We start from the raw sequence: 12,099 nt of genomic DNA, 5'->3' as shown, positions 1-12,099 counted from the left end.
GACGGGCCGAGTCGTATTAATTCCGCCACACTGTTGTGGCCCTGCACCAGTCATGCCGTTCCTGCAGCGCTCACCGACAGAGGAAGGCCCCGCGCCGGACCCGGAAGGGACGGGCGAGGGGACGGGTCAGGACGCGGCGCTGGCGGAATCGCTGCGGCCGGGCCCCCGCGGTCCGGGCTGGGTCGGGGCCGCCGTGGTGGTCACCGCCCTGATCTCGGCGCTGGCGACCTTCCTGATCCTGGCCGGGGTGATCCGGGTGACGCCGACGCCCGCCTACGGCGTGACGCTGCTCGGCATCAACGCCGCCCTGGTGCTCGGCCTCGCCTTCATCATCGCCTGGGAGGCGCGGGTCTTCCTGCACGCCCGCAAGGCCAACGCCGCGGTGGCGCGGCTGCACACCCGCATCGTCGGCCTATTCAGCCTGATCGCGATCCTGCCGACGATCCTGCTCGCGGTGGTCGCCTCCGTGACCATCGACCGCGGCCTGTCGCTCGGCTTCACCGACCGGGTCCGCGACGTGGTGCTGAAATCCGTGGAGGTGGCCGACGCCTACCAGGAGAACCAGTGTCAGAGCCTCGCCCGGGAGATCCGCATCCTGGCCGACGACCTCACCCGGGCGCGGCCGAACTTCGACGTGAACCGCGACTGGTTCCAGACCTTCCTGACGACCCGGGCGACCAATCTCGGCCTGCCGGTCGCCCAGATCATGCGCGGCCCCACCGAGGTGGTGGCCCGGGCCAAGATCGATGTCCTCAAGACGAACCGCCTGCCCTCGGCGGCGGCCTTCGAGGACGCGGCGACCTCCGCCGACCCGATCTGCCTGCTGCCCACCGAGGGGCGGGTCTTCGCCGCCCTGGTGCGGATGCCCGCCTACGACGACGCCGTGCTGATGGTGCAGCGGGAGGTCAGCCAGCTCGCCATCGAGTTCCCCGGCGTGTCCCGGGCGGCGGCGGCCGAGTACCTGACCTACGATTCCCTGCGCCGCTCGATCCAGATCACCTTCGCGTCGGTGTTCCTGCTGATCGCCCTGATCGCGCTCCTGTCGGCGGTGTGGTTCGGCATGAACTTCGCCAACCGGTTCGTGGCCCCGATCCGGCGGCTGATCAACGCCGCCGACCAGGTCGCGTCGGGCAATTTCTACGCCCAGGTGCCGACCAGGAAGACCAGCGGCGACCTCGCCCATCTCGGCGAGGCCTTCAACAAGATGACCCAGGAACTGCGCCGCCAGCATGCCGGCCTGCTCGCGGCGAGCGACCTGATCGACACCCGCCGCCGGTTCACGGAGGCCGTGCTGTCGGGGGTCTCGCCCGGGGTGATCGGCCTCGACGCGTCGGGATTCGTCACCATCGCCAACCCGGCCGCCGAGCGGATGCTCGACCTGGAGAGCGACGCCCTGGTCGGCCAGTCCCTGGCCCGGGCCGTGCCGGAACTCGCCCCGGTGCTCGCCGAGAGCGAGGCCCGCCCGCGCAGCCTGCAGCAGCAGCAGATCCAGCTCGCCCGGTCGCGGGGCGAGCGCACCATCACGGTGCGGGTGACGAGCGAGCAGGCGCAAGGCTCGTCCCGGGGCTCGGTGGTGACCCTCGACGACATCACCGACCTCGTCCAGGCGCAGCGCAGTTCGGCCTGGGGCGATGTCGCCCGCCGGATCGCCCACGAGATCAAGAACCCCCTGACGCCGATCCAGCTCTCGGCCGAGCGGATCCGGCGCAAGTACGGCAAGGTCATCACCGCCGACAAGGAGGTGTTCGACCAGTGCACCGCCACGATCGTGCGCCAGGTCGACGAGATCAAGCGCATGGTCGACGAGTTCTCGGCCTTCGCGCGGATGCCCAAGCCGGCGATCGCCCCGAACGACCTCACCGAGATCGCCAAGCAGAACCTGTTCATGATGCGCGTGGCGCATCCGGACATCGACTTCGCCTTCTCGGCCGAGACGGGCGCGGCGGAGGGCGGCGCGGCCAATTCGGAAAAGATCGTGGCGGCCTTCGACATCCGGCTGCTCAGCCAGGTGATCACCAACATCCTCAAGAACGCCGTCGAGGCGGTGGCCGAGGTGCCGGAGGCCGAGCTCGGCAAGGGCAAGATCGGCTTGAGCCTCGCCGTCGAGGACGGGTTCGCGGTGATCGCCGTCACCGACAACGGCAAGGGATTTCCCGCCGAGGGACGCCAGCGGCTGCTCGAGCCCTACATGACCACCCGCGAGGGCGGCACCGGGCTGGGGCTTGCCATCGTCAGCAAGGTGCTTGAGGAGCACGGCGGCGGGATCGAACTGAACGACAATCCCGCCGGCCGCGGCGGCCAGGTGCGGATGCGGATCCCGCGCGAGCACGGGCCCGAGCCGGCCGGGGCGAACCCCGGCACCAGTCCCGTCACGACAGAGGAGAAGGGCGCCGCGCCGACGGCCCCCCGGATCGCGGAGATGCACGCATGAGCGCCGATATCCTGATCGTCGACGACGAGGCCGACATCCGCGACCTCGTGGCCGGGATCCTGGACGACGAGGGCCACCGCTGCCGCACGGCCGGCGGCTCGGACGAGGCGCTGGCCGCCATCGAGGCGCGCCGGCCCCACCTGGTGTTCCTCGACATCTGGCTGCAGGGCTCCCGGCTCGACGGCCTGCAGGTGCTCGACCTGATCAAGGCGGCCAATCCCGACCTGCCGGTGGTGATGATCTCCGGCCACGGCAACATCGAGACCGCGGTCTCGGCCATCAAGGCGGGGGCCTACGACTTCATCGAGAAGCCGTTCAAGGCCGACCGGCTGATCCTGGTGGCCGAGCGGGCGCTGGAGGCCTCGCGGCTGCGGCGCGAGGTCCGCGACCTGACGGCGCGCTCCGGCACCACCAACCGCATCGTCGGCGCCTCCCTGGCGATCAACCAGCTCCGCCAGACCCTCGACCGGGTGGCCCCGACCAACGCCCGGGTGATGATCACCGGGGCGCTGGGCTCGGGCAAGGAACTCGCCGCCCGCAGCCTGCACAAGGCCTCGGCCCGGTCGAACGGCCCGTTCGTGCTGCTCAACGCCGCCGCGATCCTACCCGAGACCATGGAGGCGGAGTTGTTCGGGGTCGAGGGCGAGACCGGCCGGCGGGTCGGCGCCCTGGAGGAGGCCCATGGCGGCACCCTCTACCTCGACGAGGTCGCCGACATGCCGCGCGAGACCCAGAGCCGGATCCTGCGCGTCCTGGTCGACCAGAATTTCCAAAGGGTCGGCGGCACGACGCGGGTCCACGTGGATGTCCGGATCATCTCGTCCTCCTCCCGGGACCTCCAGGAGGAGATCGCGGCGGGCCGGTTCCGCGAGGACCTGTTCCACCGGCTCTCGGTGGTGCCGATCCGGGTGCCGGCCCTGTCCGAGCGCCGCGAGGACGTGCCCGAGCTGATTCAGTTCTTCATGGACAACATCTCGTCCCAGACCGGCCTGCCCAAGCGCCGGATCGCCGAGGACGCGATGGCGGTGCTGCAGTCGCACAACTGGCCGGGCAACGTCCGCCAGCTCAAGAACAACGTCGAGCGGCTGATGATCCTGACCCAGGCCGACCCGGAGCAGGAGGTCACCTCGGAGATGCTGCCCTCCGAGATCGGCGCCCTGGTGCCGACGACGCCGGGGGGCGCGGGCGGCGAGAAGCTGATGAGCCTCGCGCTCCGGGAGGCCCGGGAGATCTTCGAGCGCGAGTACCTCGTGGCGCAGATCGCCCGGTTCTCGGGCAACATCTCGCGCACCGCCGAGTTCATCGGCATGGAGCGCTCGGCCCTGCACCGGAAGTTGAAGTCCCTGGGTATCGGCCCGTGAGCGGGAGAGCCGGGCCGACGCGGTGAGAGTGGTGCCGATCCGTCACGGATGACGCCGAAGCGGGGGTTGCTTGCACCCACGCTTTCACCAAGTCATGGTGCTTGTATACAAAGCCGCGGGCGGGATGGTCGGTGATCCGGCCCGCGACATACCCATCCCGGGCGGATCGAGCCGGGACAACAAGAAGGCCAAGAAGATGGCGGGCGAACGCGCACAGAACCTTCAGGACACGTTTCTCAATCATGTCCGCAAGAACAAGATCCCGCTGACCATCTTCCTCGTCAACGGCGTCAAGCTCCAGGGCGTGGTGACCTGGTTCGACAACTTCTGCGTGCTGCTGCGCCGGGACGGGCATTCCCAGCTGGTCTACAAGCACGCGATCTCCACGATCATGCCGGGCCATCCGGTGCAGCTGTTCGAGCCGGACGAGACCGCCGAGAAGGCGTGATTTTCGCGGAAAGGCGGCACCGTCCCGAACCGCCCTGGGCTTGGACGGCGCGGGTCCGGTCTCCCGGGCGGGCCACGCGGTTCAAACATCGGCATTTGTATCGCTCCGGCTGGACTTCAGGCCCGCTCCGGAGCTGACACCCGCCCTGCCTCCCCCCTCTGCGGGGGAGGGTGGCCCCCGAAAGGGGGTCGGGAGAGGGGCAGCGCGACGGTTCAGGATGGATCGAGCGGCGCGACATTTCCTACAGCGGCGTTCCCCTCTCCCGACCCCTGCTGACGCAGAGGGCGCCCATTGGGCCACCCGCCCCCGCAGAGAGGGGAGGGGGACGCACCTGGGGCTGGCCGTTGGCCTCATCTGGAGGCGGCGTGTGAACGTCACAGCCTCTGCGGGGGGCGGGTGAGGGCCCCATCCCGCCGTGGGATATCTGCGGCGGTTCCCGGCCGGCATCTTGGCCCGGCCCGCCCGCATCACCATTCTGTCGAATCCGACTTCTCGAACGAAGCCGCCGGCGTTCCGGCGGCGCTAAAGGCTGCATGAGCGAGACGCTGACGTCCGGCGAAGCCCGCCTCCAGGCGCAGGCCGCCCCCGAGGGCGAGATCGCCGCGGCGACCCACACCCTGGTGATCGGCCCCTACCTCGCGCGCGGCGCATCGGGGTCCGGGCACGGGCCGGCGGCGCCCACGCGCTCCGTGGAGGCGCGCCTCGACGAGGCCACCGGCCTGGCCGCCGCCATCGAGCTCGACGTCGTCGAGAGCCTCGCCGTCAGCCTGCCGCGGATCCGCCCCGCGACCTATCTCGGCAAGGGCCGGGTCGAGGAGATCGCCGGCCTGATCCGCGCCCGGGAGATCGGCCTCGTGGTGATGGACTGCGCCCTGTCGCCGGTGCAGCAGCGCAACCTGGAAAAGGAATGGGGCGCGAAGGTCATCGACCGGACCGGCCTGATCCTGGAGATCTTTGGCCGCCGCGCCTCGACCCGGGAGGGCACGCTCCAGGTCGAGCACGCGCACCTCGCCTACCAGAAGTCGCGCCTCGTCCGCTCCTGGACCCACCTCGAGCGCCAGCGCGGCGGCTTCGGCTTCCTGGGCGGCCCCGGCGAGACCCAGATCGAGGCCGACCGGCGCATGATCCAGGAGCGCATGACCCGGATCGAGCGCGACCTCGACGCGGTGGTGCGCACCCGCGGCCTGCACCGGCAGAGCCGGGCGCGGGTGCCGTACCCGATCGTGGCGCTCGTCGGCTACACGAACGCCGGAAAGTCGAGCCTGTTCAACACGCTGACCCGGGCCGAGGTCACCGCCAAGGACATGCTGTTCGCCACCCTCGACCCCACCGCCCGGGCGACCAAGCTGCCCCACGGCGAGACCGTGATCCTGTCCGACACGGTGGGCTTCATCTCCGACCTGCCGACGCCCCTGATCGCGGCCTTCCGGGCGACCCTGGAGGACGCCATCGAGGCCGACGTGCTGCTGCACGTGCGCGACGTCAGCCACGTCGATTCCGAGGCCCAGGCCGAGGATGTCGGCGAGGTGCTGCGGGAACTCGGCATCGAGACCAGTGCCGAGCGGATCATCGAGGTCTGGAACAAGGCCGACCTGCTCGACGACGACGAGCGCACCCGGCTGATGAATCTCAGCGGCCAGGGCAAGGTCCGCAACGACCGCGACAGCGCCGCGCCGGTCCTGGTCTCGGCGCTGACCGGGGAGGGGCTCGCCGCCCTCAACAGCCGGATCGAGGCGCGGATCGGGCGCCACCGGGCGAGCTTCGCCGTGGCGCTGCCGCCGGAGGACGGGGCGGCGCTGAACTGGCTCTACGAGAACGCCGAGATCCTTGACCGGCGCGCGGAGGCGGACGGCACCCTGCACCTCGCGGTGCGGATCGCCCCCGAGAAGGAGCCGCGCTTCCTCAACCGGTTCGCGGCGGCCCGGCGCCTCGACCGGGGCGGCTGATGGCCCCGGGCGGCGCCGAGAGGCCGCCGCTTCCCGCCCCGCTCCCCGCCCGGGCGCAGGCCGAGGGCCGGGCGGCCGCGGGTTCGGACGACGCGGCGGTGCTGCGGGCCATGCAGGCGGGCGGGGGCCTGCGCCTGCTCGGGCTGCGCGCCATCATCGTGCTGGTGCTGCTGATGGCGGCCCAGGCCTATGACGGCTCCCTGCACGCCCTCAGCCACTGGTTCATCCTCGGCCTCTACGGCTTCGGGACGGTCTGGTTCGGGCTCGGCGAGCGGAGCGGCGGCGCGCGCGCCACACGCTGCAGCTGGGCCGGCACCGGGCTGAATGCCGGGCTCGCGGTCTACGTGATCATCGAGCACATGCTGGCCGGGGGCGGGGCGGGCCTCGGCGCCGACGCGGTGAGCCGCCTGCCGGCCTTCCTGCTCCTGCTCCAGACCGGCCTGAGCATGCGGGTGGCGCAGACCCTGGTGTTCTGCGGGCTCGTGACCGCCTGCTGGAGTGCGGCCTTCCTGGCCGGCCTGATGCGGCCGGACCTGTTCCCGGGGCCCGACACGTTCCCGACCGCGCAGGTGACCGGGCTCGCCACCTTCGTGGCGGCGGGGCTCCTCGTGGTCGACGGCGTGAGCCGCCTGCGCGGGGCGGTGACCCGGGCGCTGCGGATGGAGCACGAACGGGCCCGGCTCGCCCGCTTCGTGCCGGATCCGGTTGCCCTCGATCTGGCCGCCGAGGAGGGCGGTTCGGCGCCGGGCGTCCACCGGCGCCACGCCTGCCTGATGATCCTCGACATCCGCGGCTTCTCCCGGCTCTCCCGGGAGCACCCGCCCGAGACCATGGTGGCGGCCCTGCTCGCCGTCCGGGCGGCCGCGCAGGCGGCGGTGGCCGAGCGGGGCGGCCTCGTGGACAAGTATATCGGCGACGCGGTGCTGGTGCAGTTCGTGGTCGGGCCGCCCGCCGCGCAGGCGCGGGCGGCGCTGGCCTGCGCCCTGTCGCTCCGCCGCCGGATCGCCGCCCTCAACGCGGCCCGGGCGGCGGAGGGGCTGTTCACCCTGCGGGTCGTGGTCGCCCTGCACGCGGGCGACCTCCTGGTCGGGGTGTTCGACGACGGGGTCCGGGCCGAGTACACGGTGCTGGGCCCGGCCATGAACGCCCTGTCGCGGATCGAGGCCCAGGCCAAGGCCGCCGAGATCGAGGTCGCCGCCTCGGGGGATTTCTTGGATCTGCTCCGGGGCGCCCTGCCGGCCGGCATTCGGGCCGTCCCGGTGCCGCAGGCGACCCTGCCCGAACCCCTCACCCTGTTGGCCATCGCGGCGGGTCCGGGGGCCTGATCCGGCCCTCCCCCCGGGCGGGTGAGGCGAGGCCGGGATCGGAGGAAGCGGTCGCGGCCGGGGCGGCCCTGCGCCCTGTCACAGGATGCCGCGCCGCAATTCCGGGCCGCATCCGGAACCGGATCGTCCGCAACCCGTTCGGTCGGCGCGGCGCAGGGTCGCGGAGAGATACTCGTCCCATGAACAAGATCATCCTCGGCGCGACGCTCGCGCTCGGCCTCGTCCTTGGCACGGCGGCCCCGGTCCTGGCCGCCCCCGGCGACGGCCTCGACCGGAACGCCGCCGCCCAGGGCAACGGCAATTTCGGCGGCATGCACCGCAACGCCCGGATGCAGTCGGGGATGATGCGCCATCGCATGATGCACCGCCATCACCGCCACCACATGATGCGCCGGCACATGCGCTGACCGATTGGCCCCCGCCCGCTCCTCGGAGAGCGGCGGGCCGGGGGCCTCGACCGGGACCGGGCGCGGCTCTACCGCGGAGACGCGGTGACCCCTCTCACCATTTGTAGCTGACCTTCGCCAGGACGCGCCGGGCGTCGCCGTAGAAGCAGGAATTCTCCGCCTGACAGGAGGAGACGAAGCGCCGGTCGGCGAGGTTCGTGGCGTTCACCTGGAAGCGCCAGTTCTCGTAATCGTAGTGGACCTGCGCGTCGAACAGCACGTAGTCGGGCAACCGCAGGGTGTTGGCGACGTCGGCGAAGGAGCGCCCGATGTAGCGCACGCCGCCGCCGAAGCCGAAGCCGCGCCAGTCGCCGGCCGGGATCGTGTAGTCGAAGAACAGGTTGGCGAGGTTCTCCGGCGTGTTCACCGGGACGCGGCCGATCTGGTCGGCATTGCCCCGCACGCTGTTGATCCCGAACACCGTGTAGGAGGCGACCACGTTGAGGCCGTCGAGCACGTTGGCCACCAGCTGCGCCTCGAAGCCGGTGGAGCGCACTTCGCCGATCTGGGTCTGGAACAGGGTGTTGACCGGGTTCGGGGTCTGCACGTTGCTGCGGTGGATGTCGAAGCCGGCCAGCGTCAGGAAATAGCCCTGGCCCGGCGGCTCGAACTTCACGCCGCCCTCGATCTGGTCGCCCGTCTCGGGCTTGAAGGTCTGGCCGTTGATGTCGGTGCCGATCAGCGGCTGGAACGAGGTCGCATACATCACGTACGGCGCGAGACCGAAGTCGAAATTGTAGATCGCGGCCGCCCGGTAGGTGAAGGCGCTGTCGTTGCGGCCGTTGGTGTTCGACGGGGTCAGCCGGTCGTAGACCGTGTTCTCGACGAAGTCCTGGCGGCCGCCGAGGATCAGGCTCAGCTCCGGCGTGAGCTTGATCTGGTCCTGGAAGTAGAGCCCGATCTGCTGAAACGAGTCCGCCTGGATCAGGTAGGGCGTGGCCGAGACCGTCTGCGGGCCGTAGATCGGCGCGAGGATGTTGAGGTTCGGGCCGGGGAAGCCCGAGGCCTGGTTGTCGTGGATCTGGAAGTTCCGGTACTCGACGCCCATCAGGACATCGTGCCGGAAGAAGCCGTCGGAGAACTTGGCCTCGGCCTGGGTGTCGACGTCGAGCTGGGCGACCTTGGCGTGGTCGCGGAACAGGTAGCGGGCGAGCTGGGTCTGCTGGGCGTCGGCGTAGCCGAGCTGGCCGATATAGGAATTCTGGTTGCTCTCCGCGAAGGCGTAGCGGGCGTTCTGGCGCACCGCCCAGGTGTCGTCGAAGACGTGCTCGAACTCGTAGCCGATGGAGGCCTGGTCGCGCTGGAAGGTGTTGAAGCCGGCGTCACCCACGTTGAGGGAGCGCGGGATGCGCAGGCCCAGCACCGTGGGCTTCACCGTGCCGTAATAGGGCAGGAAGTTCGAGGTCACCGCCGTGTTGTCGTGCTGGACGCTCGACAGGATGGTGAGCTTGGTCGACCCGTCCGGCTTATAGGTGAAGGCCGGGGCGATGTAGTAGCTGTCGTCCGGCGCGCCCTGGACCTGTGTGCCGCCGTTGCGGGCATAGCCGGTCAGGCGGGTGAACCAATGGCCCTCCTGGTCGGCCGGGCCGCCGACGTCGAAGGCGGCGTAACGCTGGTCGAAGGAGCCGCCGCCGACCTCGATGGAGCCGAACGGGGTCTCGGTCGGGCGCTTGGTGACCTGGTTGATCAGGCCGCCGGGATTGCCGGCGCCGAACAGCACCGCGGCGGGGCCGCGCAGCACCTCGACCCGCTCCAGCCCGTAGGTGTCGACCCGATAATAGGCGAAGCCGTAGTTCAGGAGCTGCAGGCCGTCCCGGTAGAGGCCGTAATCGCTGGCCACGAAGCCGCGCAGCTGGAAATAGTCGAGGCGCGTGTCGGCGCCGAAGGTGCCCGCATAGGTGCCGGCGACGTATTGCGTCGCCTGCTGCAGGGTCTGGGCGTTCTGGGTGTCGAGCTGCTGGCGGCCCACCACGGTGATCGATTGCGGGGTCTCGATCAGCGGCGTGTTGGTCTTGGTGGCGGTGGCCGAGCGCCTGGCCACGTAGCCGTCTACCGGGCCGGTCGGGCTCTCCACCGCCCGCGCGGCCGCGCCCGCCCGGGCCACGGGGACCGGCGCGCCGCCCCCCTGGCTCTCGACGCTCAGTTCCCCAAGCTGCACGCTGCTCCCGGCCGGCGAACCGACGCCGCGGCGGGGCGCGTCCTGGGCCAGGCTCGGCGCGGCCTGCGCCAGGACTGCGAACGAGGCACCGGCCAGCAGGGTGCGGGCGAGCGGGGTGCGGAAACGGGGGTGAGCAACTCTCATGGGACCTGGCCGGATGCGACGCCACGGGCAGCCGGCCGCGATCGCCGGGATGGCCCCCGCCGCCGATGCCGCGCTGTTTAGAATTGTGCTAAACTACTGTTTTGATTGGTCTTTCGTCTTCAAGACCTACGCGCAGCCATGCGCTGCCGCAAGCGGCCCTCGCGCATCGGGCGAGGGCTGTTGCGGTCGAGACACGCATCGGTGGCAAGCCGGGCCGAGCCCGGCGGGGCGGATAGGGGAGGGGCGGCCTACCGGACGCGCCCCGCGAGCCAGCCGGCCACGAGATCGGCCACGGCGTCGCTGTTGGTCTCCAGCATCATCATGTGGCCGTTGCCGCCCAGACCCCGGTCGGCCAGCGGGATCACGTCGGGCTTGGCGCCGGCCTGGGTCAGGAAGGCGGCCGTGCAGGCATCGTAGGGGGCGTGGAAGGAGGCCTCCGCGGTCACCAGCACGGTCGGGACCTTCGCGAGGTTCGGCAGGGTGCGGACGGGCTCGCCCTGGAGCCAGCAGCGCACCCGCCCCTCCGCCGCCTTGCTGTCGGGCCCCTTGTCGGGCCCCTTGTCGGGCCCCTTGTCGGGCCCCTTGTCGGGCCCCTTGTCGGGCCCCTTGGCCTCCTGCGCCACGATCAGGTCCTCGGGCGCCCTCACGGCCGGCGCGAAGGTCAGCGGCATGCGGGTCAGCCCGTAGGCGCGGGTGCGCCCGTCCCCGGCCTTCTCCCAGAACTCCTTGCCGCCGCGGAACTGCACGTCGAAGAAGGGCGGTCCGCTCGGCTCCACCGCCACATGCGCCTTCACGAGGTCCGGCCGGGCATCGGAGGCCGCCCAGCCGAACAGGGCCCCCTGGCCGTGGGTGAGCAGGATCGCCGGGCCGATCCGGTCGAGGAGCGCGATCAGGGCGGGATCGACCAGCTCCTCGGTCTGCTGGCTGTTGGCGAGGAACGGGACCTGGCTGGCGAAGAACTGGTCGAAGCCGGCATTGCCCTGCACGCCGGCCCCGCCCGGCCAGCGGGTGTGGAGCTTGGCCTGCGGGTACAGGTCGTAGACCTCCGGCGCCGTGTGGGTCCTCTCGAGGCTGCGCGTGCCGAGCCGGTCGTAGGGGCCGTAGACCTCCGGGTTGGTCCCCGAGCGCCCGCGCCCGACCTGATCGAGCACGTAGACCTGATAGCCCTTCTCGACGAAGCGCTGCACCCAGCCGGGCCGTCCGTCCGCGGTGGCGAGGAAGTTCACCCCGGTCTGGGCGAGCCCGTGGACCATCACCACCGGGTAGGGCTGGGTGACCCGCTCCGGGGTCCGCGACTGCACGAACATCTGGCCGATCATCACGGTCTTGTCGCCGAGCTTCGCGTAGCGGCCGCCGACGTAGAAATAGCCGGCCCGGGTCACGGGCTCGCCCGGGGCCGGGCCGGAGGCCAGCGATGCCGGCGTCGGGACCTTTCCTGGATCGGGCACTTGCGTAGGCACTTGCGTAGGCACCTGCGCCGGCACCGTTTCCTGGGCGCGGGATGGCCCCGCGGTCAGGATCGCCGCCTGAAGGGCGAACCAGGCCGCGAGGGCGCCGTTCGCGATGCCGTTGCCGGCCATGCCGTCTCTCCCGGATGCACCCCGCTCCGCGCGGGGGGCTTATTGCGGGAAACGCAACGCTCGGCCACCTCGGAAAGCTGCACGGTCCCGGTCTTCGCGCCGCCGCCGCACCAGTGCCGGCGGGGCGCAGGCCGTCCGGGACCCGGCGAGCCCGAACGTGGACGCATGCCAGGCGCGACCATGCGGCGCTGGCGGCGCGGGGCCGGCACGCCCACCTTGGGATGGTGCCGACGCCGTGATCGTGGGCGCCTCGCCCGGAC

At 71.3% G+C, this 12,099-nt stretch carries 8 protein-coding genes; 6 read left to right on the top strand and 2 right to left on the bottom strand.

The window, feature by feature from the left end; translation table 11 throughout:
* Positions 1 to 52 precede the first annotated feature (52 nt).
* The 6 genes from AC3IF3_RS25910 (at position 53) to AC3IF3_RS25885 (ending at position 7,918) form a co-directional block, all read left to right on the top strand.
* Entirely contained in the window at positions 53 to 2,431 is a 2,379-nt protein-coding gene (locus AC3IF3_RS25910) for an ATP-binding protein (RefSeq protein WP_243973244.1), read from the top strand.
* Positions 2,428 to 3,792 carry a nitrogen assimilation response regulator NtrX gene (ntrX, locus tag AC3IF3_RS25905; RefSeq protein ID WP_243973246.1) on the top strand — a complete coding sequence of 455 codons (1,365 nt, stop codon included), beginning with the start codon at positions 2,428 to 2,430 and terminating at the stop codon, positions 3,790 to 3,792. The genes AC3IF3_RS25910 and ntrX overlap by 4 nt, the downstream gene beginning before the upstream one ends.
* 196 nt (positions 3,793 to 3,988) lie before the next feature.
* Positions 3,989 to 4,240 (top strand): RNA chaperone Hfq, encoded by a 252-nt coding sequence (gene hfq / locus AC3IF3_RS25900; RefSeq protein ID WP_007563033.1) that lies wholly within the window; start codon positions 3,989 to 3,991, stop codon positions 4,238 to 4,240.
* A 533-nt stretch (positions 4,241 to 4,773) separates the two neighbouring features.
* Positions 4,774 to 6,186: a GTPase HflX gene (gene hflX, locus AC3IF3_RS25895; protein ID WP_243973248.1), complete on the top strand. Its 1,413-nt coding sequence runs from the start codon at positions 4,774 to 4,776 to the stop codon at positions 6,184 to 6,186.
* Entirely contained in the window at positions 6,186 to 7,511 is a 1,326-nt protein-coding gene (locus tag AC3IF3_RS25890) for an adenylate/guanylate cyclase domain-containing protein (protein ID WP_489230817.1), read from the top strand. The genes hflX and AC3IF3_RS25890 overlap by 1 nt, the downstream gene beginning before the upstream one ends.
* A gap of 179 nt (positions 7,512 to 7,690) precedes the next feature.
* Positions 7,691 to 7,918 (top strand): hypothetical protein, encoded by a 228-nt coding sequence (locus AC3IF3_RS25885; RefSeq protein ID WP_243973252.1) that lies wholly within the window; start codon positions 7,691 to 7,693, stop codon positions 7,916 to 7,918.
* A gap of 94 nt (positions 7,919 to 8,012) precedes the next feature.
* On the opposite strand, the gene AC3IF3_RS25880 is transcribed toward AC3IF3_RS25885, so the two are convergent.
* Both AC3IF3_RS25880 and AC3IF3_RS25875 read right to left on the bottom strand, forming a co-directional pair.
* Positions 8,013 to 10,259, bottom strand: coding sequence for a TonB-dependent siderophore receptor (locus tag AC3IF3_RS25880; protein ID WP_489230816.1), 2,247 nt, complete (start codon positions 10,257 to 10,259; stop codon positions 8,013 to 8,015).
* A 248-nt stretch (positions 10,260 to 10,507) separates the two neighbouring features.
* Positions 10,508 to 11,839: an alpha/beta hydrolase gene (locus tag AC3IF3_RS25875; protein ID WP_489230815.1), complete on the bottom strand. Its 1,332-nt coding sequence runs from the start codon at positions 11,837 to 11,839 to the stop codon at positions 10,508 to 10,510.
* Positions 11,840 to 12,099 lie beyond the last annotated feature (260 nt).

The organism is Methylobacterium sp. J-118 (genome assembly GCF_057836565.1).
The sequence above is the reverse complement of the archived record's forward strand: the minus strand, read 5'-3'. Positions and strand labels throughout refer to the sequence as shown.